General features: G+C 48.5%; 22 protein-coding genes and 1 pseudogene. 18 read left to right on the forward strand and 5 right to left on the reverse strand.

The features are described from left to right. Positions 1-56 precede the first annotated feature (56 nt). The 7 genes from L0M14_RS05820 to L0M14_RS05850 all read left to right on the forward strand — a co-directional run bounded on the left by L0M14_RS05820 (position 57) and on the right by L0M14_RS05850 (position 5,427). A complete protein-coding gene (locus L0M14_RS05820; RefSeq protein ID WP_235121263.1) occupies positions 57-569 on the forward strand; it encodes a hypothetical protein in 513 nt (170 codons plus the stop codon). Positions 570-1,044: 475 nt separating this feature from the next. Then, positions 1,045-2,190: a C40 family peptidase gene (locus L0M14_RS05825; protein ID WP_235121264.1), complete on the forward strand. Its 1,146-nt coding sequence runs from the start codon at positions 1,045-1,047 to the stop codon at positions 2,188-2,190. Positions 2,191-2,296: 106 nt separating this feature from the next. Continuing rightward, on the forward strand, positions 2,297-2,518 hold the full coding sequence (locus tag L0M14_RS05830) for a hypothetical protein (protein ID WP_235121265.1): 222 nt from the start codon (positions 2,297-2,299) through the stop codon (positions 2,516-2,518). Beyond that, positions 2,515-3,171 carry a hypothetical protein gene (locus L0M14_RS05835; RefSeq protein ID WP_235121266.1) on the forward strand — a complete coding sequence of 219 codons (657 nt, stop codon included), beginning with the start codon at positions 2,515-2,517 and terminating at the stop codon, positions 3,169-3,171. The genes L0M14_RS05830 and L0M14_RS05835 overlap by 4 nt, the downstream gene beginning before the upstream one ends. 8 nt (positions 3,172-3,179) lie before the next feature. Next, a complete protein-coding gene (locus L0M14_RS05840; RefSeq protein WP_235121267.1) occupies positions 3,180-4,376 on the forward strand; it encodes a glutathionylspermidine synthase family protein in 1,197 nt (398 codons plus the stop codon). Further along, complete coding sequence (locus L0M14_RS05845) at positions 4,373-5,041, forward strand: hypothetical protein (RefSeq protein WP_235121268.1); 669 nt, start codon at positions 4,373-4,375, stop codon at positions 5,039-5,041. Before L0M14_RS05840 ends, L0M14_RS05845 begins: the two co-directional genes overlap by 4 nt. Further along, the gene (locus L0M14_RS05850; RefSeq protein ID WP_235121269.1) at positions 5,038-5,427 is read left to right on the forward strand and encodes a DUF350 domain-containing protein; all 390 of its coding nucleotides are present in this window, start codon (positions 5,038-5,040) and stop codon (positions 5,425-5,427) included. Before L0M14_RS05845 ends, L0M14_RS05850 begins: the two co-directional genes overlap by 4 nt. 169 nt (positions 5,428-5,596) lie before the next feature. On the opposite strand, the gene L0M14_RS05855 is transcribed toward L0M14_RS05850, so the two are convergent. The 3 genes from L0M14_RS05855 to L0M14_RS05865 all read right to left on the reverse strand — a co-directional run bounded on the left by L0M14_RS05855 (position 5,597) and on the right by L0M14_RS05865 (position 8,533). Beyond that, the gene (locus L0M14_RS05855; RefSeq protein WP_235121270.1) at positions 5,597-6,643 is read right to left on the reverse strand and encodes an HD-GYP domain-containing protein; all 1,047 of its coding nucleotides are present in this window, start codon (positions 6,641-6,643) and stop codon (positions 5,597-5,599) included. A gap of 99 nt (positions 6,644-6,742) precedes the next feature. After that, positions 6,743-7,822, reverse strand: a complete 1,080-nt coding sequence (locus L0M14_RS05860) for a ThiF family adenylyltransferase (RefSeq protein WP_235121271.1) — start codon at positions 7,820-7,822, stop codon at positions 6,743-6,745. A 15-nt stretch (positions 7,823-7,837) separates the two neighbouring features. Beyond that, the gene (locus tag L0M14_RS05865) at positions 7,838-8,533 is read right to left on the reverse strand and encodes a molybdenum cofactor biosynthesis protein MoaE (RefSeq protein WP_311198841.1); all 696 of its coding nucleotides are present in this window, start codon (positions 8,531-8,533) and stop codon (positions 7,838-7,840) included. Positions 8,534-8,654: 121 nt separating this feature from the next. Here L0M14_RS05865 and L0M14_RS05875 point away from each other — a divergent pair, with 121 nt between their 5' ends. The 7 genes and pseudogenes from L0M14_RS05875 (at position 8,655) to L0M14_RS30900 (ending at position 15,302) form a co-directional block, all read left to right on the forward strand. Continuing rightward, the gene (locus L0M14_RS05875) at positions 8,655-9,131 is read left to right on the forward strand and encodes a molybdopterin-dependent oxidoreductase (RefSeq protein WP_235121272.1); all 477 of its coding nucleotides are present in this window, start codon (positions 8,655-8,657) and stop codon (positions 9,129-9,131) included. A gap of 120 nt (positions 9,132-9,251) precedes the next feature. Further along, positions 9,252-9,752 (forward strand): annotated as a pseudogene (locus L0M14_RS31425) (bifunctional metallophosphatase/5'-nucleotidase); the annotation flags it as partial. A gap of 274 nt (positions 9,753-10,026) precedes the next feature. Continuing rightward, a complete protein-coding gene (locus L0M14_RS31430; RefSeq protein ID WP_311198842.1) occupies positions 10,027-10,644 on the forward strand; it encodes a 5'-nucleotidase C-terminal domain-containing protein in 618 nt (205 codons plus the stop codon). A 114-nt stretch (positions 10,645-10,758) separates the two neighbouring features. After that, positions 10,759-11,571: an undecaprenyl-diphosphate phosphatase gene (locus tag L0M14_RS05885; protein WP_235121273.1), complete on the forward strand. Its 813-nt coding sequence runs from the start codon at positions 10,759-10,761 to the stop codon at positions 11,569-11,571. A gap of 131 nt (positions 11,572-11,702) precedes the next feature. Beyond that, positions 11,703-12,836: an HD-GYP domain-containing protein gene (locus L0M14_RS05890; RefSeq protein ID WP_235121274.1), complete on the forward strand. Its 1,134-nt coding sequence runs from the start codon at positions 11,703-11,705 to the stop codon at positions 12,834-12,836. Positions 12,837-12,923: 87 nt separating this feature from the next. Continuing rightward, positions 12,924-15,128, forward strand: a complete 2,205-nt coding sequence (locus tag L0M14_RS05895; RefSeq protein WP_235121275.1) for an MMPL family transporter — start codon at positions 12,924-12,926, stop codon at positions 15,126-15,128. A gap of 48 nt (positions 15,129-15,176) precedes the next feature. Further along, positions 15,177-15,302: a hypothetical protein gene (locus L0M14_RS30900; protein ID WP_260115441.1), complete on the forward strand. Its 126-nt coding sequence runs from the start codon at positions 15,177-15,179 to the stop codon at positions 15,300-15,302. A 10-nt stretch (positions 15,303-15,312) separates the two neighbouring features. Here L0M14_RS30900 and L0M14_RS30905 read toward each other — a convergent pair whose 3' ends face one another. Beyond that, a complete protein-coding gene (locus L0M14_RS30905) occupies positions 15,313-15,438 on the reverse strand; it encodes a hypothetical protein (protein ID WP_260115442.1) in 126 nt (41 codons plus the stop codon). A gap of 170 nt (positions 15,439-15,608) precedes the next feature. Between L0M14_RS30905 and yfkAB the strand changes: the two genes are divergently transcribed. The 4 genes from yfkAB to L0M14_RS05915 all read left to right on the forward strand — a co-directional run bounded on the left by yfkAB (position 15,609) and on the right by L0M14_RS05915 (position 19,886). Further along, the gene (yfkAB, locus tag L0M14_RS05900; protein WP_235121276.1) at positions 15,609-16,742 is read left to right on the forward strand and encodes a radical SAM/CxCxxxxC motif protein YfkAB; all 1,134 of its coding nucleotides are present in this window, start codon (positions 15,609-15,611) and stop codon (positions 16,740-16,742) included. 68 nt (positions 16,743-16,810) lie between these two features. Further along, a complete protein-coding gene (locus tag L0M14_RS05905) occupies positions 16,811-18,088 on the forward strand; it encodes a hemolysin family protein (RefSeq protein ID WP_235122827.1) in 1,278 nt (425 codons plus the stop codon). Positions 18,089-18,115: 27 nt separating this feature from the next. Continuing rightward, positions 18,116-19,162 carry a sporulation integral membrane protein YtvI gene (gene ytvI / locus L0M14_RS05910; RefSeq protein WP_235121277.1) on the forward strand — a complete coding sequence of 349 codons (1,047 nt, stop codon included), beginning with the start codon at positions 18,116-18,118 and terminating at the stop codon, positions 19,160-19,162. A gap of 25 nt (positions 19,163-19,187) precedes the next feature. Beyond that, positions 19,188-19,886, forward strand: coding sequence for an HAD family hydrolase (locus L0M14_RS05915; RefSeq protein ID WP_235121278.1), 699 nt, complete (start codon positions 19,188-19,190; stop codon positions 19,884-19,886). Positions 19,887-19,962: 76 nt separating this feature from the next. Here L0M14_RS05915 and L0M14_RS05920 read toward each other — a convergent pair whose 3' ends face one another. Continuing rightward, positions 19,963-20,646, reverse strand: coding sequence for a C40 family peptidase (locus L0M14_RS05920; RefSeq protein ID WP_235121279.1), 684 nt, complete (start codon positions 20,644-20,646; stop codon positions 19,963-19,965). Positions 20,647-20,766: the final 120 nt, after the last annotated feature.

The raw sequence follows: 20,766 nt of genomic DNA on the forward strand, positions 1-20,766 counted from the left end.
GATATCGCGTGATATTCTAATACTAATGAAAGCGCTGAGCGCGGAGCCGGAGGAAGATGATGAACCCAAAACGCTGGTATGATGGAATGTGGGAAAGCAGAGGCTGGGGAGACCGCGAAATCGATTATCAATGGCCATCCCGAGGTTTGCCGTTGATTAATATCCGTATAGGCGGGCCGCGGAATGGCAAGCGAAAACAGCGGATTGCAATCGGGCTAATAGCTGTAGGAGATGTTGCAATTGGGGCTATTTCACTTGGTGCAGTGAGTGTGGGAATCTTCTCATTTGGAGCCGTGGCAATTAGTTGGTTGCTTTCTTTGGGAGCAGTGGCCATATCGGCCGACCTCGCAGGCGGAGCTGTCGCCATATCATCGTGGCTGGCGTTTGGAGCGGTGGCGATTGGCCGATACGCAATAGGTGCTGTTTCGATAGCGCAAACTGCTTTAGGGGTGATCGGAATTGGAGAAACGGTTTACGGTATCGTTGTCGTCGGAAGTCATGGGTTTGGCTTAATCCCAATCACGGCTGACTTTATCAAATTTGTAAGGCGATTATTTGGAGGGCTGTAAGCGGTATATTTTAGTTATGAGCCGTGTAGAGAGAACTGTAAGGTAGGATCTGCTACCAAAGGAATTAGTATGCTAACCACCCAAAAAATGAAAACAAGATATGAAAGCAGCGAGATATATAGACCTCCATTCCTACCTTCCTTAGATCTAGACATAAATCCGCAGATCAACGCAGGAATTCCTAATAGGAAACCAATAGGAGCAGTCAACAGGAAAATATTAAGGAATAGGGCAATCAAGCCGAAAATCACACTGTATAGGTTAAGTGAAGCGGTTCTATCCACGCTAAAATCCCCGACCTTTCTACGAAATCTATAAAGAAGCACTTAATTAAATTCATTGTAGCATACGCGGCGGCTATCAGTTAAATTCCAAGAGTATACAAGCCAGGATGCCTTCAATCTATGCATATTTGCTTCCCGCTTGCCTCAACCTATGAGGGATTACATTGTAACCTCAAAGGAGAAGAGAGCGAATGTGGAATAAGCTGAGGTCAACGGCAATTGGAAGTATGATCGTCATATTGGCAACAACGACTGCATGCGGGAGCAATCAAGCCTCACCGAAATCGAACAACCCGAACAACCCGAACGGAGCTTCCGTTACCCAAACCCCTTCGGCGCAAATGAATGCAGATACATCCCTAGGACCGCGGAGTTTAGCGCAAAATAATCAAGGTATGACCATGCTGGGAGCAAGCGATGCAAGCGTTCCGATTAAAGCTATTGGGAATGCAAACTATGTATCCGCAATCGATCTCGCCAAGACAGTTAGATTTCAGACGGACTGGGACGAAGCAAATGCAGACCGTTTTCTGATTGGTGACAATGATGCGAATTATGAAATTACCATGAATAGTACAAAAGCTATGAAAGACGGCAGCGAAATACATGTTAGTCAGCCCTTCGTGAAAGAGGGAGGCACACCTTATATCCCAATCGCAGCGCTTGGCGATTTGTTCCAAGAAGATATGTCCTATGAGGTGAAGGACGGCAACCTTCTAGTACATCCTTCTTCTGAACCGACTATTGAGCATGAAGATGATCCAAGTCCAAAAGCAGCCGGTGCAGAGTTAGACTTCGGGGAAGATCCGAATGATCCATTTAAAGGCGGAGATGTTGGTGTCAATCCTGCATCCGTGGAAGATGGAACAGGACAGCCTGTAGACCTGGAGGTCTGGGCCGCAGAAGGCGACACTCAAGACGTACCTGTACTAAAAAATATCGATATTAATGGGTTGATTCGCAAAGGACGCCAATATCTCGGAGTCAAATATAAATTCGGAGCTAAACCTTACTCCGTTTCCGGTAGATTTGATTGTTCAACCTTCACGCAGTATGTTTTCGGCAAGTATGGCGTTAAACTTCCGCGATTAGCTCGTCAGCAGTCCAATCATGGAACATTGGTTAGCCGAAAAAATTTAAGAAAAGGCGATCTTATGTTTTATTACGTGCCGGGTCGATTCAAAAGCAACAAGACCGTAGGTCATGTGGGCATCTATATCGGAAACATGCAAATGCTGCACGCATCTCCGGAACCTAAAAACGGCGTTCAAATATCAAGTATTAATAAAGCGTATTGGAAAGAAACCTTCTTACGTGCAAGACGTGTGGCATATTAAAATGGATAAGGTTCTGTCCCATGGACAGGCCTTTTTTGTTATTTTTTGAAACATATTCGTGTTCGCTGCGTTTTACTTTATAGACGAATGAAAGAGGAGGAGTACGATGAACATCATTTTGTATGAAAAGAAAGCAAGCGGTGAACTCGAAAAATTAAGCGAACGCCCTTGGGATGAGAAATTTATGCAAGCCCTGGATGCCGCTAATTACTTACTTGCCGGTGGCAAAGAGTATGAAATGATCGAAGGAAGGCTAAACCTAGACGGCAATGTATTTGAGCTGCTGCTGACGGGAGTAGGAGGGCAAGAGGAAGGAGGACTACAGTGAAGCAGCCTCTAAAGGTACTATCGACATCATTAGGACTTATGCTAGTAGGACATATGCTTCTCGCCCAATCCGGGCAAGCTGAGACCGCAGTACCGGAGCAAAATGGTCAGGTGGGCTCCGCGAAGCTGGTGGAATGGTCAACAGACGCAGTAAAGCAGTATTTTGATGCAAATGTGGATTGGAATTTGCCGGTTCCTGCAGATTTAGGGGCAACTGCATCTCCAAGTCCCACGCCAACTGATTCGTCCGGTCAGAGCTCAGGTGTTGGAGGAAGCTCTTCCCCGGTCATCGTCAATCATTATGGAGGGGGCTTTGGGTGGGATGACCTATTGTTGTACCATCTAATATTAAATTCTGGAAGCCCGTATTCATCGAGCCGGTGGGTAAGCAGCCATCCATCCTATGACTATAGAACGAAACAGCCCTATGTGGCGAAAACATATACAGCGGACACCTTTGCAAATCGCTCCAAAACCAAAACGCCGACGACATCTAGCAGTACAGGATCTTTTACAACCAATAAATCCGGCGCCTCTACGACGAGCAGATCATCGACGTCTTCATCTTCCAAATCCAGCTCCACCTCTTCCGGCAGCATAGGTGGCAGATCGGGCGGCTTTAGCTCCGGCTCCAGCTCGAGCTCGGGAAGCTAGGCAGGTTCATGATCTTTGAAGTAATAGGAACTCCGCATCCCGATCGTGAGCGTCGAGTCAGCCAGCTGTCGGAGCTTGGTTTTAAGTGGGCTGATATCGATGGAGAAGCTTACTGGGTCGATCAGCTCGTTGTAATGGACGCAGCCGTGTGTGAGGAGCTGCATCAAGCAGCTAGTATGCTTTGGATGGTATTTGACAAGGCAGCAAGGTTCGTAATCGGTCGTAGAGACCTTTATGAGGCGTTATCGATTCCCGAAGTGCTCTGGGATGGACTCGACGGGTTGGAGCCTGGACAGCCGGGTTGCTTGAGCCGTTATGCCCGATTTGACTTTACTGTTCAGCACAGTGGAGAGATTAAGCTATTGGAACTAAATGCGGATACGCCCACTGGCTATGTGGAAGCAGCGGTAGTTACTCCGTGGATGTGTGAGCAATATGACGTGGATACATCGAATATCCATATGAAAGATTTGATAAGAGCAGCTTGGGAAGTGGAGCAGCCTGATTTCGCCGCGTGTATCGGATATGGCACACATGTAGAGGATTCCGGAACTATCGAGGCTTTAGTGGCACACAGCGGCAGGAAGATGACATGCGTAGATTGCCTTGATTTGTGGATTGATGAGGGTGTTGTTCATGCCGGTGAGGACCATACCATTAAGCGGATGTTTGCCTTATATCCGAAGGAATGGATGGGAGTAGATGATGGAGGCGAAGCGTTAGCTTACTCCTTGGAAGAAGGTTATCTTCATCTTGTGAATTCCTTGCATGCGGTGATTTTACAATCCAAAGGCTTACAGGCTGTGATATGGGGGCTGCACGAGCTCAGAGCCGATCTATTCTCAGAAGAGGAACATAACGCAATTAGGGCCTATATGCTGCCTACTTATACGATGCCAGTATGGGAAGGTGAATATGTATCCAAGTCGATGTTCGGCCGGGAAGGCGGTTCTGTGGAATTATACGATGCGGGCGGTCAGATTGAGCACAAAGACGAGGATGGCTTTGACACGAGCGTATTTTTTCAAAGAGTATATCAGCAAAGAGCGGATCTGCCTGTAGTGAAATTGGCTGAGGGAGAACGACATCTGCTTACCGGGTTGTTTATGTTAAACGGAACGCCGTGCGGGTTATTAGGCCGTGCTGGCGGCATAATTACAGGAAATACAAGTCATTTTGTAGCGATAGGAGTGGGGAGGGCTTGAAACAACAGAGATTTTGGATCATGTCTTTATGTGTCGTCGGCGTCATACTTATCATTTGGGGAATAAGCTCGGCTTTTAACAGTAAACCATCCGTGTTAAGTCCCAATAATGGTTATGCGACAGGATCAGTGACCGAAGGCAATACGAGTACATCAAGCGGAAGCAATGAGCTACCATGGGATTATCAGGTTGTAGAAAGCACTGTGGGCGATTTGCTCGACGGGGATATGGTGCTACTTCCGAACAACGAGCGAATATCTAACGATCAGAACTTCGCAACCGGCGATAAGGTCTGGGTGCTTACTTCCATGAGCGCGAATATGCAAACAGACAGTCAAGGACGCAATGATGTGACATTGTCCCAGTGGAAAGCAATCAAAACCTTTAAGACCAAAGAAGAAGCGGATAAAGACATATCGGAGCTGAAAAAGCAGCTGACCACAGAAGTCAATCTGGTCGGCGTTTATAAAACGGAGTTGAATGGGAAATTCCGTTACTTTGCGGTAGTTGATATGCCAACAGGACAGAAGGTCAAGCAGCCGATTAGCGAGGAGCGGTATGCCTCCTTCAAGGATAAGCAGCAAGTGGAGGTAATTTTGGAAGAGGTGCACGATTACAGTAATTATGACCAGGTGATGGCGAAATTCAGGGGGTGGGCAAATTGATTATTGGAAACTTGTTAATCAGCTTATTGGTGATTGTCGTGCTGCAGTTCGCGGGAATGTTCATATTCAGCATGATGACGCCCTACCGCGATATGGAGGAGATCAAGAACGGCAATGTAGCTGTCGGCATCACAATGGGTGGCAAATTTATAGCTACAGCGATCGTACTTGCGATCGCAGCCTATACCAATTCCTCGATATGGCACATGAGTTTATGGTTCGCGGTAGGTTACGTATGCTTAATTGCCGCGTACTGGGTATTCGACTGGCTGACGCCGGGCTTTCGTTTGTCTGAGCAGCTCCAGAAGGGAAATGTGGCTGTTGGAACGCTGCTGGCTTCGGTATATGTCGGAATGGCCTTAACCGTGGGAAGCTTGATTGTGTAGCTGCCAGCTTCACAGTTGGCTGCAAAGTTACATGTTATTCTAGATACTAGCTGCATGTTACATGATACGTGTTATGTGTTAAATGTTAAATGTTAAATGTTAAATGTTACAAGCTACAAGCTACAAGCTACAAGCTACGTGCTACGTGTAACAAGCTACAAGCTACAAGCTACATGGCGATATTTGTAATTTCTACATGACCAATTTGCGATAAATCGAAAAATTCCTGATTGATGCGGATAAGCGGCTTGAAAAAATCCGAAGGATTCGTCATGACGATCGTACCGGTTCTTCCGTCGCTGAGTGATACTTTTTTTCCTATAAAGTTCGGTATCATCTGCCGGATGAACACTTGTGTGATCTGGGGGTCCAGCTCGCCAAAGCTCATCCGGTTAAGTTCTTTCAAGACGATCAGCAGGTCCCGCTTTTGCTGGTAAACTCTATGACATATCATAGCGCTGTATACATCGGCAACGGCAACAATTTGGGCAAAGGGATGAATCTCTTTGTCCTTTTTGCGCAGCGGGTAGCCGCTGCCGTCCATACGTTCATGGTGCTGCAAGGCCGCTAAAGCCATGGCAGTATCTTGCAAAGAGCTGCGTAAGATTTCGTAGCCGTAGATGGTATGCTTTTTTATTTCATCGTATTCCTTGGAAGTAAGCTTGCCTGGTTTTTGAAGAATGTTCTGATCAATTCTGCTTTTGCCGATATCATGGAGATAACCTGATTTGCCTAGATGAAGAGCTTCAAGCTCAGATTTCCCCATCCATTTAGCGATGTAATAAGAAAGCATACCAACCTGCACGCTGTGCTGATAGGTGTAATCGTCCTTACTATTTAAAGAGAGAAGCAGAGATACGACGTCCTTTTCCCCTTGAAATGAATCAATAAGCGGGTTAAAAGCTTTTTCAATCACTTCATTTACGATCGTATCCCCGGCTCCTGCATTGCTAAATAAGCTCTTAATCCCTTGAATTGCACTTTCGAAAGCAAGGGATTGAGCTGGACTGGCTTTAATGTCAGCGTTTACATTTTGCGGTATAGCCTCATCCTGCCTCGGTTCGATGCTGACATACTCAACATGATGCCGATTTAGCATGAGGATATCACTTGAATCAAGAACAGTCCCCGCCGAAAGAAGGTGCAGTCCTGACGAATTGTAGGTATCACTGATTAATTTGTCGCCAACAAAAAGCTGCAACACGTGTATGCGCATAGCAAGTCCTTTCCCAAGCCTGAATAGATGTGGATACAATGTAATAGTATCGCTATTCCTATTAGTTGGCAATAAGGGCTATTTAGATTTTTTGGGGACTTACATACCTATGAATCGGCTGTAGAGCGATTTGGCTGCAGTAAGGTCATCCGTACCTTGTACGAGGACTCTGCCGTCAGGAAAGAGTACCATAGTAACTTCGGAATTGGGCTGAAATTTGAGTAAAAAACGGTTTCTTTCGGTATGGCCTAGGGGCTTAAAGCGATCTTCCCATTGCTCTAAGGATAGAGCTGTTGGAGTGACTGGAAGGATTTGAACCGAATTTCTCCCGCACATGGATTGAATCACATCACTGTCCTGCTCGGCATCCAGATATTCATATTGATGCAGTCCGCAGGCTGGGCAGTTCGATTTTCGCGCGTTTGCAACTTGAATAGAGGAGTGCTGGTTATACCAAAGGTCCCACTGTTGCATGCCCTTGTTCATACGCTCCAGGTCGCCGATCAAGTATTTAATCGCTTCCGTGGCTTGGAACGAGGCGACAACGTGAATAATTCCGCCGATGACGCCGGCCGTATCGCACGTATCGGCTGTGCCCGCTTTTGGCGCTTGCGCAAATAAGCAGCGCAGGCATGGAGATTGTCCTGGAAGTATGGCGAGGGCAACGCCTCTTGACGCAACGGCGCCTCCATAGATCCAAGGTATGCTGTGCTTGCTGCTGACATCGTTAATCAGAAAACGGACGGCAAAGTTGTCCGAACCATCAAGAATGAGATCGACATCCTGAAGCAGCTCATCCGCATTAAGTGCATTCAAATCAGTGACGTGGGGATCAATCTCGACTAAAGAGTTGACGCTTCTTAACCTTTTAGCTGCAGCAATCGCTTTTGGCATCATAGAGGAGGCATCGTCTTCATCGTACAGCATTTGCCTTTGCAGATTGCTCACCTCGACGAAGTCTCTGTCTATGATGCGAACGAAGCCGACACCTGCTCGAACCATATGATTGGCGAGGACCGTTCCCAGCGCGCCCATACCTACGACAGCTACTTTGCTTTTCGTTAATTTTGCTTGACCTGCTGCACCAATCGGAGCAAATAGAATCTGCCTGGAATAGCGTGGATCCACGTTTGGTTGATCGCTTGTTTCAGGTACAAGCCCCGTATGTAATTGTTCCATCTAGTCATCACTTCCTTATCCTTGCGATTCTAACGGGTTCCATGGGCCGGTTTGACTGCCTTTCCACTCGGACCCGTCTTCCCAGATTTCTTTTTTCCAAATTGGGACGATTTGTTTGAGACGTTCGATTGCATAGCGGCTTGCTTCGTAACAGTCGGCTCTATGAGGAGAGGAGACCGCAATAACCACACTTGCTTCGGCGATCTCAACTTTACCAAGCCGATGGGTGATGGCGCACAGAGTCCCCGGCCATTTCCGATCGATCTCTTCCCCTATCGTTTCCATTGTCTTCAGCGCCATAGGCACATAAGCCTCATATTCAAGGAGTACGGTTCTTTGACCGTGAGTCATTTCGCGGGTGGTTCCGATAAATACAAGGGAAGCGCCGTGATTAGGATGATTGACTAGAGACGCAACGCGCTCGGTGTCAATTTTGTCATAGGTGATGCTGCATCTGCTAGGCTGCCCTCCGGATACGGGCGGAATCAAGGCGATCTCATCCTCCTCGCCAACAGTTTCATGGTCACCGGCGTAGGCCTGGTTTTTGGCGACAAAGCAGGTGAATATCTGATCGGAAGCGGCGGGATGCAGCTCAGCGATGATTTGTTTGAGTTGGCCGGCCGTAACGGAAGTTTGTTCGACTTGAATAGTAAGTACAGAAGACTCTAGCAGGTCGACAAGACCTGCAAAGAGCTGGATCGATAATTTCATGACGGCTCACCTCTTAAAGCGGTATGTTCATTCCATCAGCATATCATATTTTGAAAGGAAAATGGTATAATGAGTGAGGCGAGCCAGGCTTGCCTGGGAGATGGAAGGGGAGAATCGATAGATGAACAAACAAGCACACATACAAGTTATGGACCAACATAGAGGAAGCAGTGAAATAGTTACGGTACATCAAATGGCAGAAACAGCTCCGTGGAAGCTTTCATTGGCAGAACGTGTGCCGGAGGTGAAAGGAGAAGGCTTTGATTTGAAATCCTGGTACCGACATTGGCGAGACAGCCGTAGTACCGTAGAAACCCAGGAGGAGCCTACTCATCTTAAAGTTGAGGCCGTTGATGAATTTCAGGCGCTCATCCCCTGGGCGGAGCTGGATCAGGCGCTCATCCTATATGCGCAGAATGGCGAGCCGCTGCAAAAGGGATTTCCGATTCGGTTGTACGTTCCAAATGGGAGCAGTGAATGCTTGAATGTGAAAAGCGTAATCAAGATCAGCTTTCTCTATGATCAAAATTTGGGAAATGAAGCTACATATGGTTATAAAAATGCGGTTACCGTAGAAGAAATGAAATTTAAGAAATGAGTCTGCTGCTGTCCGCATAGGATTAGACATGCTTCGATCTTGGAGGTGAAGGATTTGTCCGACGAGCTGCGAGAGCTAGTTATTTTACACACGAATGACATTCATAGCCATTTTGAGCAGATGCCGAAGATCAGCGCCTATTTTCGTCAGGTGCGGGAATCGCTGCCCGCGGATCAAGTGCTTACTCTGGACATCGGAGACCACATGGACCGGATGCGACCTGAAACGGAAGGGACGGGCGGTCTGGCCAACGTGGATATTATGAATGCGACCGGGTACGAAGCGATGGTTGTGGGCAATAATGAAGGACTCACATATACGCCCGAAGCGCTCCGAAGTGTGTTTGAAGGCAGGGCGAGGTTTCCGGTTATCGCCAGCAATATACTGGACAAGACAACCGGTGAAACGCCGGATTGGATGCTTCCTTATGCGATCGTGACGAAATCCGGGCTGCATATTGCCTTGATTGGCGTGACGGCTGCTTACAACGACTATTACGAGCTGCTGGGCTGGCACGTGACTGATCCGCTGCAGGCCGTGGCCGATACGGTTAGAAGGCTTAGGGACCAAGCGGATATCGTCATTGTGATGTCCCATCTGGGGCTGCGGAGCGACCAGCAGATGGCGGAAGAGCTGGATGGAATTGACCTCATACTGGGAGGTCATACCCATCACTTGCTGGAGGAGCCGCTCTTGATACGCGGCACCTACGTAGCTGCGGCCGGCAAGTTCGGCGCCTACGCCGGCCGCATCGATCTTGCCTACGATCCGGCGCAGCGGCGGATCGCACGGCTTGAAGGGTGCGTCGTGCCGATGGACGGCGCGCCGGAGGACAGCAGCGTCGCGGCGCTGCTGGAGCACTTCCGCAGCGCGGGCGCAGCCGCGCTGGCAAGCGGTGGCGCGGCTGCGTCAGCCGCTGCGCCTGGATTGGTATGGCGAATCCCCGCTGGGCAACCTGCTTGCGGAGGGGCTTCGCCGATGGACCAGCGCCGAGATCGGGCTGGTCAACAGCGGGCAGCTCCTTCAAGGCTTGAAGGAGGGCTGCATTACCCGCGGGCGATTGCTCGAAATCTGCCCGGGGCCGATTAACCCCTGCCGCCTGCGGCTCAGCGGGGCTAAACTGCTGCAAGCGCTCGAAGAGTCGCTGCTTGGCGAGTTCATGGAGAAGCCGATCCGGGGCTTCGGCTTCCGCGGGGAAGTGCTGGGCGCGCTTTGCGTGGACGGGATGCAGATTGAAGTAGACAGCTCCCGCGCGCCTTACCACCGGATACTCACCGCTACGGTAGCCGGTGAGCCGCTTCAGGTCGACCGCGAATATCTGGTCGGCACCATTGACATGTTTACCTTCGGCTCGGGTTACTTGACACTTGGTCAAGGCACCCACATTGAATACATGCTTCCCGAATTTCTTCGGGACGTGCTTGCTTCCCAGCTGCAGGACGAGGACGCCGTCGCAAGCTGCATGGAGTCCCGGTACTCCGATCGGAGTCGGATAAGCAGAAGAGAAGAATAGGCGGATCGTGACGACGTTTGTCGAAGATATTGTCAGATACATAGTGGGAAAGGTAAAATGAGAAATTGGACAGGAGATCTTGAATAACGAGTAAACCATTCTGAGGGGGAAGCTATGTACCACATTTGGCAGGCCATTATTATTGGTATTATTGAGGGACTTACAGAGTTTTTACCGGTATCCTCGACCGGACATATGATCCTAGCGCAAAATCTGATGAACATCAACGACAAGGATCCGATTATTCAGACGTTCAATTTCTTTATCCAGCTTGGCGCAATCATGGCCGTCGTGCTTATCTATTGGAAGCGGATTTTATCCTTGTTCGGACTCATCCGCAGAAAGAGTGACAGCAAGACAGGAAGAAAGCTGAACCTGCTTCATATCTTGATCGGTATCCTGCCGGCCGGGATTATCGGCGTGCTGTTCAATGACTTTGTCGATGAGAAGCTGTTCTCAGCTGCGACTGTATTGATCGGACTGGTTCTGGGGGGCATCCTGCTGATTGTTGCCGAAAAGCAGAAGGAACGTCCTACAACGGAAGTAATGGATGACCTGACCTACAAACAGGCATTCCTCATTGGTATCTGGCAGCTGCTTTCCATCTGGCCTGGCTTCTCAAGATCCGGCTCGACAATAGCGGGCGGCATGCTGGCAGGTGTCAGCAGAGCGGCTGCAGCCGATTTCACGTTCATTATGGCCATTCCAGTTATGTTCGGAGCTTCCGGCGTGTACATGTTGAAAAACTACGACGCTCTATCCATGAACGATCTCGGTTTTTTCCTTGTCGGCTTCTTTGTTTCCTTTATCGTAGCTTTGCTTGCGGTCGTCTCCTTTATCAAATTCGTTCAAAGGATGAAGCTGACCTATTTTGCTTACTATCGCTTTATCGTCGCTGCTATCTTTCTCTTGTATTTACTATTCTAAGCTTAATTTGTAGAAATCTTGCGGACCGCGTCGAAGGATGCGGTTTTTCTATTGCTCTTTTCTGTGAAATCTATTACATTTATGAGAAGATTACTTTGTCAAAAGAATGCTCACTTAGCGGAGGAAAAGAAATGCGTTTGATGCCGATCCATATGTGTCAACCGGGTATGCGGCTTGCCAAGAACATATATAATGAAGAGGGAATGGTGCTGCTTGCGACAGATGTAGAGCTGACAAGCAGACTTATTGAAAGACTCTTCTCTTACGGCATTGACTATGTATACATTGCTGATCCGCGAACGGAGGATATCGTTCTGCCGGATTACATTCAACAAGAAACAAGAACTAGAGCGATTAAAGAAATTCGAAATACATTCCGTACGATGATGGAAGACACCAATAAACGAAGTGCAGTGAGTTACTATGATCTAGGCAGAAAATTCAGAGATTTGATGACGATGATTATCGACGATGTCAGCGGACATCAAGACGCCATGGTCATGCTCAACACCATGAATGTGACGGACAACTATTTGTTTCAGCATTCGTTAAACGTCAGTATCTATGCGACCATGCTCGGGATCAGCTACGGGTACGACAGGGAGAATCTTGTAGCCCTTGGACTTGGCGCGCTTCTCCACGACATCGGTAAAACGAAGATTTCTGTCGATATTCTGAAAAAGCCATCTCAACTGACACATGATGAGTTTACCGAAATGAAGCATCACACGACATATGGCTTCCAAATTTTGAAGCAAGAGCCGAACATACCGCTTGTGACGGCCCATTGTGCATTCCAGCACCATGAACGATTGGATGGAAGCGGGTATCCAAGGGGACTTAAAGGCAATGAAATTCACGAATTCGCCCGTTGGATTGGGCTTGTAGATTCCTATGATGCAATGACAACGACACGGGTATACCGAAGTCCGCTTCTGCCACATCAAGCGATGGAGCAACTATTTGCAGGCTCGGGGACGATGTATGATCAGAGCAAGATCGCTTTGTTCCGTGATAAGATTGCGATTTATCCTCTCGGAATACCGGTAAAACTCAGTACAGGGGAATCCGGTATTGTTTCCAAGCTGAACATTACGATTCCGCATCGACCGATCGTTCGGATCATGCAGGATGCTTCCGGCAAGGACTTGAAGGAACCGGATGAAATCGACCTGTCTACGAGATTAAATGTGCTGATTTCGGAAGTCGGGGATGCCCGGATTGGTGACGTTGTTGCCGACGAAGGCATACCGATGATATTTTGAGGCACAATATACCTAAACGCCAAGAACCTGGGAAACTGGGTTCTTTGTTATTTCTGGTGGTTGGGGTGACTTATGCGGGAGACGACGATGCAAGGTGCATGTTGGTGGTGGGGGATATGGATGTATCGATTCAGATGGTTGGTGGCCTTGACTTCGCTAGGTCTGCTGCTGGCTTTTGCGCCATTCGCGTATCAAGCCCCGGATTTGCTGAAGGATAATGGTTTTACGCCCAAGGGAAGCGAAGCCGATTATGGCTCGATTCAGCTGCAGAATGAGTTAGGTCATCCTCCATCAACCCTTCAGCTTGTGTATACGGCTAATCATATTGATTTGACTGAGCCAAGCAATCAGAAGCGGGTAATGGATTCTCTTGAAAGTGTGAAGAGCCTGCCTGACGTTGATTTCATCACTCCTGTCGATGCTCCGCGGCTTGCGGGACATTCTGACGTAATGGCTGTCACGGTTGCGCTGCATTTGCCTACGGATGCAGCTTTAGAGCGATATTCGGCAATCCAACAGCAAGTCAAAGCTCCTGATGGTATGAATGTCTATATCACCGGAGGACCTGCTATTCTGTATGATGTGCAGGAAGCGAGCAAACGGGATATCGCCAAGGCAGAGGCAATCGGACTTCCGATTGCGCTGCTCGTTCTGTTGATTGTATTCGGAACCCTGGTAGCTGCTATGCTGCCTTTGATTGTCGGGTTAATCAGTGTAACAGTAACACTAGGGATCACCTATTTTATTGCCCAGCATCATTCGTTATCGAACTTCCTGCCCAATATGGTGACGATGCTGGGACTTGCTGTCGGCACGGATTATGCCCTCTTTTTGGTCAGTCGGTTTCGAGAGGAATTAATCAAACAGTCCACCGTAGCAGATGCAGTGGCAATGACCTGTCAGACGGCAGGCAAGTCGATTTTGTTCTCGGGCATAGCCGTATTGATCGGGTTATTAGGCATGCTGTTCGTTGATCTTACCTTTTTCCGTTCACTTTGTCTCGGCGGTGCGATCGTCGTATCGATCTCTGTTATTGCAGCGAATACGATGCTGCTATCCCTGCTGGGCCTGTTGGGTCATCGTATTAATTCGCTTCGGGTGCTGCCTGCACGCTTTCGGAAGCAGGAGCAGCATGAGTCTCTATTTTGGGAAAAGATCGCCTATTGGGTAATGAAACGCTCCATTCTCTTAGTAGTACTAGTAGGGACTGCGCTAATCCTGTTTTTAATCCCGTTTGGTGAGATAAAGCTAAACGTCCCGAATGCGGAAGTGCTCCCGCCGGGATACGAATCACGTTATGGCTCAGATGTCATGAAGCAAGCGTATGACACCAGAGAAATGAATCCGATCCAAGTCGTCGTTCAAACCAAATCGGACATGGGATCCCAAGCGTCGATCCGACAGATTCGTGAATATGAAAGTAAGATTGCCAGCCTAGCGGGAGTGAAGAAGGTCCGGAGCTACCTAAGCAGCATGGGTCAGCTTTCCGATGAAGAGCTGTCGGCAAGGCTATCTGACCCGGCCGTTCAGCTACAGTTGAAAGGTATGGCCAAAGGGAATACAGTATTGCTGCTGGTCTCCCCCACCCAGGACCCGGATGACCCGGTAACGGATTCACTCGTGAAGGAACTTCGGCGTGTAGATACAGGAGAGCTGACTGCAGCTGTGACTGGAGGACCCGCTTATCGACTCGATATGATGGACCGGATTCAAAGCAAAATCTTCGAGGTGTTTGCGTTTGTCATGGGTGTCACTTACATCGTGCTGCTGATTGCATTCCGTTCGGTGCTGCTCCCGCTTAAGGCGGTTCTGATGAATGTGCTGAGTCTAGGCGCAAGTATGGGCACCGTTGTTTTGGTTTTCCAATACGGCTGGATGGCGGATCTGCTTCGTATCACTTCAATCGGATATGTGAGCGCAACGCTGCCCGTTATTATTTTCTGTGTCGTATTCGGCATTTCCATGGACTATGAGGTCTTCCTCATATCGCGCATTATGGAGGAGTACGAAGTGAGCGGCGATAACGAGATGAGTACAGCACGTGGATTAACGAAAACAGGGAGCTTGATTACAAGTGCGGCATTCATCTTGGTTGTTGTAGTGGGATCTTTTATTTTTACAGATATAGAAATTATGAAAGCTTTGGGCCTCGGTCTTGGATTTGCGGTACTGATCGATGCGACTGTGATTCGAGTCATGTTAGTTCCCGCCCTGATGAAGCTTCTTGGCAAAGCCAACTGGTGGGCTCCTGCATGGCTGACTTGGAACGTTCGGCGCAGCGGCGGCAAGTAGGAGTAAGCAGCAGCAAGCTGTAGCAGTTGCAGCGAGCAGCAGTAAGCAGTGGCAATCAGAGCAGCAAGCAGCAGTAAGCAATGGCAAATCAGAGCAGCGAGCAGCAGTAAGCAGTGGCAATCAGAGCAGCAAGCAGCAGTAAGCAGAGACGATCAGAACAGCAAGCAGCAGTAAGCAGAGACGATCAGAACAGCAAGCAGCAGTAAGCAGAGACAATCAGAACAGCAAGCAGCAGTAAGCAGTGGTAATCAGAGCAGCAAGCAGCAGTAAGCAATGGCAAATCAGAGTAGCGGGCATCAGCAAACAGCACGTGTAGAAAACTCTTGGGGTCATGGAGGGACACGTGACTTTCGGAGATGCCGCCGGCTGCAGGATAGCAGGTTTCACTTTTTTATAAGCATAAGTTACAATAAAGGACATAGAATGAGGCACAATAAGTAGCCGGCTAAATCAGGAAATGTTAGGTCAGGTGTAAACAGCATGAACATAAATGCCAAAGCGGCCAGCTTGCCGCTGCCGGAATTGTCACCGGCATTCGATCCGTGGGATCCCTTGCGGTCGTATCAAAAGTATGGGAAGCACGTGCTAACCAGTGTGGAATTAACAATCACGAATCTGTGCAATATGCGTTGTGAGCATTGTGCTGTCGGAGATTCATTAACGATGTCCGAAGGGCCGCGGATTCCCGTGACCGAGCTGCTTCGGAGGCTTGATCAAGTGGAGCATCTGGAGACGATCAGCATTACAGGCGGAGAGCCGTCTTATCAGGAGAAAACCGTTAAAGAGTACATTCTGCCTGTTCTCCGATATGCGCGGGAACGCGGTATTCGCTCTCAAATCAATTCCAATTTGACGTTAGGCTTAAACCGATATGAAATAATCGCACCGTATTTAGATGTGATGCACATCTCGTTTAATTATTTGAATGCAGAGGATTTTCACCGGGTCGGTTTCGTGAACAGCGGACATCCCGTCGGACTGGAGACGGCATCGCGAATGTACGAGAAGATGGTTGAAAATACGATTGCGCTCAGTAAGGGCGGTCTATTCGTATCCGCAGAGTCCATGATTAATACTCGCACGCATGAGAAGCTTGTCGATATACATAAGCTAATAGTAGAGATGGGCTGTTTGCGCCATGAAGTTCATCCGATGTACCCGAGCTCGTTTGCCGCTCATCTGCCTATGCTCTCTCTGGATGAGCTGCGTGCGGCTATACATCGTCTGCTTGATGACCGAAATCAAGACATCTGGATGCTGTTCGGTACACTCCCGTTCTTTGCATGCAATGACAACATCAAGGACCGTGAGCTTGTAAAAAGAATGCGGGATGAACGCAATGTGACAACGAGGAATGATCCGGACGGACGAAATCGGTTGAATCTGAACTTGTTTACCGGGGAAGTGTATGTAACCGATTTTGCCAATGAACCTCCACTGGGCAATGTGCTTCAGGATGACCTGGATACGATTTTTGCCAGATGGGACAGCAATCCGTTGAATCAGCGTGTGAATTGTTATTGCAGTGCAGCCTCGTGCTGCGGTCCTAATCTGCTGGTGGCGGATTCCTACTATCGAAATGTGGATTTCAAAAGTCGAAAAGCAATCATCTAATCTTTTTCTGAAGGAGATCCTTTTCGTTGGAACATACATCGTTTGAATTCGACCTAATATTTCTTAATATGGCCTTAGTGATTTTTTTGGTGCTGCTAAACGGCTTCTTTGTTGCTGCGGAGTTTGCTCTGGTGAAGGTGCGCCAGTCCCGGCTTCAGCAGCTGGTCAATGAAGGCAGCGGAAAAGCTCAATATGCCATGACGGTAACCTCGCAGCTGGATACCTACCTATCCGCGACGCAGCTTGGTATTACGCTCGCTTCGCTTGGACTTGGCTGGGTCGGGGAGCCGGCCGTCTCCGAGCTGATTATGGAGCCGCTGCTGCATACCCTGCATATTGAACCCTCCGTGTATACCAATACGCTTTCGTTTGTCGTATCGTTTGCCTTTATTACGTTTATGCACATTGTCCTTGGCGAACTGGCGCCAAAATCGTTTGCCATTCAAAAGGCGGAAACCACCTCCTTATGGCTGTCTGCGCCGCTGCTTTTTTTCTATAAAATCTTTAGACCGATAATTTGGATGTTAAACGTAGCAGCCAACGCATTTCTAAGATGGATCGGTGTAGAGCCTGCAAGTGAGCACGAAGCGGCGCACACAGAGGAAGAGATCCGCATCTTGATGGATGAAAGCGTTAAGAGCGGTCATATCGATCAAGATGAGATGGTGCTGTTCGACAACATATTTGAGTTCTCCGAACGCATTGCTAGAGAGGTTATGCTGCCGCGGACCGATATGGACTGCTTATTCCTGGATTTATCGTTTTTGGAAAATTTGCAAATGGTGCATGAGACCAAGCATACTCGGTACCCGGTCGGAGTCGAGGATAAGGACCAGATTGTCGGCTTTGTTCATATTGCCGATTTACTGACGGCTGACCCCGATGAGGAGCAGGATTTGCAGACATTCATTCGACCGATTCTAAACGTGCCGGAATCCATGGAGGTTAGCCGGGTGCTTAAGCTGATGCAGAAGAAGCATTCGCAGCTGGCTGTTGTCATCGACGAGTATGGCGGTACTGCAGGTCTGTTAACACTGGAAGACATTTTGGAAGAGATTGTCGGCGAGCTGCACGATGAATTTGATATTGATGAGCGACCTGGCATAGAGGTAAAGGACACGTACACTTCGGTAGATGGTCGAATGCTGATCGAGGATGTTAATGATACGCTGGGACTGGAAATTGAGGACGATGAGGTTGATTCGATTGGCGGGTGGCTGTTCAAGAAGCTTGAAGGCGCACCGGTCAAAGGAAAGAAAGTCGAGTTCGGAGAGCATATCTTCGAAGTTTCCGAAGTCGATCGACTGCGAATTGTAAGGGTTCATATTAGCAAGTCAGCTCAGTAAAGGAAACGAAAGAGGTTGAGGACTCCTATGTCTTTGAAAACCGTGGTTATTATGGTTCTTGGACTGCTGCTCTTGTATGGATTGTTTACGATCGGACTGCCTTTTCTCACTGCGCTTGTTACTGCGATTTTTTTAGATCCGATTACGCGTCTTGTTATGCGCACTTCCAGAATGAATCGGGTTGCTTCGGCTACAATCGTAAGCACACTTTTTACGCTGCTGGCGCTGACCCTGATTTATTTCATCGGTCTGAATGTAGTAACGGAGCTGATCGAGCTTGGACGCAAGGCACCGAATTATATGGACGAAGTGAATCGGTATGCGGACCAGGCCGTCAAGCAGACGCAGATTTTTTATGAGTCGTTATCGCCGGATATGGCCGATCAGCTGCAGTCGTGGCTGGAAAGCAGCACGGCGTCTCTGACTGAAACGTTAACGAAAGTGCTTACAGGCATATCAGGTTATTTTATCAATGTGGCGGGGAAAATCCCGAACGTCTTGATGTGGCTGGTTGTCTATCTGATTGCTCTTTATCTGTTTACGTTTAGCTTACCCGCACTTAAAGCAGCGTTCCTATCTATGTTCGAAGAGCGTTCCAAAGGGAAAATGAACCATGTACTGCTCAACCTGCGGCTCGCGGTCTTCGGTTTTATCCGAGCTCAGCTAATCATGGCGCTGTTCACGTATCTGGTTACCTTCGTCGGTCTATTGATTCTGCGTACGGAGTATCCGCTAGCCATATCGATTCTGGTTATGGTGATGGAATTTGTACCTGTTGTCGGAACAGGGCTCGTCTTTATTCCTTGGTTTTCGTATCAGCTTCTCGTGGGGCATACAACGATGGGAATCAGCTTGCTCGTTCTATTCCTTATTCTTACCATTTTCCGCCGTATCGTCGAGCCTAAGGTACTGAGCGATGCTGTCGGCATCAATGCTCTGGCTGCATTAATCAGCCTGTATGTGGGGTTTGAGCTGATGGGGCTTATGGGATTGTTCCTCGGACCGCTCGTAGTCATTATCTATCAAGCGATGCGAAAAGCGGGGCTGCTTAAGCTTAATATCAAATTAGATTGAACATAAAGGAGCAGGGACTTCCTGTATGAAGCTTGTATTATTCGATTTGGACGACACACTGTTTGATTTCAGCCGGACATGGGATATCGTATTAAAACGAATGTTCGCTGAGCATACCGTGACTCGAGTTTACGAAACGGAAGCCTTCTTCGAGGCATTCCAGCGCAAGAGCGATGAATTGTATGCTTTGTATGAGCAGAGAATTTGTACCATTGAGGAATACCGCTGCCGCAGATTGATAGAGACACTAAAGGACTATGGCTGCGAGATGAGCACGAGCCAAGCCATGGCATTTAATCTCGAATTTGTCCGGCAATATCTAGATAGCTTAGAGCCCGACAAGAAGGTGCAAGACTTGCTGCATAAGCTGGAGGAGAGCTACTTGCTTGGCATTATTACGAATGGTCCGCATGATATGCAGGAGGCTAAGCTGGAAAAGCTGGGATTGAAGAGATTTTTCCAGGCTGACCGTGTATGGATATCGAATGCAGTCGGTGTGGCCAAGCCTGATCCTCGAATTTACCAAATGGCTTTGGATCATTTTGGCGTATCTCCGGAGGATGCCCTCTTTGTGGGAGATTCCTGGCCGGCGGATGTGGCCGGTCCGATTCGGATCGGTATGCAGGCGGTTTGGTTGAACAAATATGGCAAAGAACCTGGACGGAATGCTGTGCCACGGGCTATCATCAAAGAGCTTCATGAACTTATTGATTTATTATCATAAAAAAGACCGCTTTTCTCTGAACTGCATGTGAACTGCAGCTGGGGAGGAGCGGTCTTTTGGTCTTTCTTGCAGCCGATTAGTAGACTCGTTTTGCTCCTACATATCTAGGTCCCCAATACGAGCTGTCCATGTTTTGAGGATATATGCCGGCGGAACGGGTCGCGGAAATGAATTGATTATTTCCTAAGTAGAAGCCGACATGATCGACGACACCGGTCTGAGCGATGCTAAAGAAGACAAGATCTCCCGGCATGAGCTTTGTTTTGGATATAGAGATTCCCTGCCCGTACAGCGCACTCGAGGTCGTCCGGGTTGTGGAGACGCCGTTTGTTTTAAACAAGTAATAGACGAACCCGGAGCAGTCAAAGCCTTGCGGCGTAGTCCCGCCCCACAGATAAGGAACATGCAAATAATTCATAGCGTCTTCCATCATCGTCTTCTTGGTCAATGCGTGGGCAATGCTCGTCTGGGTTGTGCTGTCAGCGATGCCGGTGATGGGCAGTCCGTATGCGGTCTGGTAAGCTTTTACGGAGGCTTCGGTGATCGTGCCGAAATAGCCGGTAGCCGTTGGGTATGTAAAGTAGCCGAGAGTCTTCAGATTTTGTTGAAGCAGAGTGACGGAACTGCTGGAAGTGCCGATAGCAAGAGAAGCGGCGGTCGTTGAAGTTGCTGCGACTGCAGGTGAGGTGTATGTGACACTCCCCGCGGAAACGGTCAGTAACATGGCGGCTGCAGCGAGTAACCAGTTGCGTTTAATCATCGGTATTTCCTCCCAAGTATGGTAGTTAGAATAAGGAATGGTTGGCTACATTGTATCTTCGAAGATGACGGATGGACAATGCAGAAATATTGGAAACCGTGTGATTTTGGCCAAGTTATG

Source organism: Paenibacillus hexagrammi (genome assembly GCF_021513275.1).
GTDB classification, from domain to species: domain Bacteria; phylum Bacillota; class Bacilli; order Paenibacillales; family NBRC-103111; genus Paenibacillus_E; species Paenibacillus_E hexagrammi.

What these genes read in the sequence shown, in the direction of transcription:
- L0M14_RS05825 (WP_235121264.1), top strand. Translation starts at nt 1,045, where the DNA reads ATGTGGAATAAGCTGAGGTCAACGGCAATTGGAAGTATGATCGTCATA.
- L0M14_RS05865 (WP_311198841.1), bottom strand. Translation starts at nt 8,533, where the DNA reads ATGAAATTATCGATCCAGCTCTTTGCAGGTCTTGTCGACCTGCTAGAG.
- L0M14_RS05840 (WP_235121267.1), top strand. Translation starts at nt 3,180, where the DNA reads ATGATCTTTGAAGTAATAGGAACTCCGCATCCCGATCGTGAGCGTCGA.
- L0M14_RS05885 (WP_235121273.1), top strand. Translation starts at nt 10,759, where the DNA reads ATGTACCACATTTGGCAGGCCATTATTATTGGTATTATTGAGGGACTT.
- L0M14_RS05820 (WP_235121263.1), top strand. Translation starts at nt 57, where the DNA reads ATGATGAACCCAAAACGCTGGTATGATGGAATGTGGGAAAGCAGAGGC.
- ytvI (WP_235121277.1), top strand. Translation starts at nt 18,116, where the DNA reads ATGTCTTTGAAAACCGTGGTTATTATGGTTCTTGGACTGCTGCTCTTG.
- L0M14_RS05860 (WP_235121271.1), bottom strand. Translation starts at nt 7,822, where the DNA reads ATGGAACAATTACATACGGGGCTTGTACCTGAAACAAGCGATCAACCA.
- L0M14_RS05855 (WP_235121270.1), bottom strand. Translation starts at nt 6,643, where the DNA reads ATGCGCATACACGTGTTGCAGCTTTTTGTTGGCGACAAATTAATCAGT.
- L0M14_RS05915 (WP_235121278.1), top strand. Translation starts at nt 19,188, where the DNA reads ATGAAGCTTGTATTATTCGATTTGGACGACACACTGTTTGATTTCAGC.
- L0M14_RS05875 (WP_235121272.1), top strand. Translation starts at nt 8,655, where the DNA reads ATGAACAAACAAGCACACATACAAGTTATGGACCAACATAGAGGAAGC.
- L0M14_RS05895 (WP_235121275.1), top strand. Translation starts at nt 12,924, where the DNA reads ATGCAAGGTGCATGTTGGTGGTGGGGGATATGGATGTATCGATTCAGA.
- yfkAB (WP_235121276.1), top strand. Translation starts at nt 15,609, where the DNA reads ATGAACATAAATGCCAAAGCGGCCAGCTTGCCGCTGCCGGAATTGTCA.
- L0M14_RS05905 (WP_235122827.1), top strand. Translation starts at nt 16,811, where the DNA reads ATGGCCTTAGTGATTTTTTTGGTGCTGCTAAACGGCTTCTTTGTTGCT.
- L0M14_RS05920 (WP_235121279.1), bottom strand. Translation starts at nt 20,646, where the DNA reads ATGATTAAACGCAACTGGTTACTCGCTGCAGCCGCCATGTTACTGACC.
- L0M14_RS05890 (WP_235121274.1), top strand. Translation starts at nt 11,703, where the DNA reads ATGCGTTTGATGCCGATCCATATGTGTCAACCGGGTATGCGGCTTGCC.
- L0M14_RS05830 (WP_235121265.1), top strand. Translation starts at nt 2,297, where the DNA reads ATGAACATCATTTTGTATGAAAAGAAAGCAAGCGGTGAACTCGAAAAA.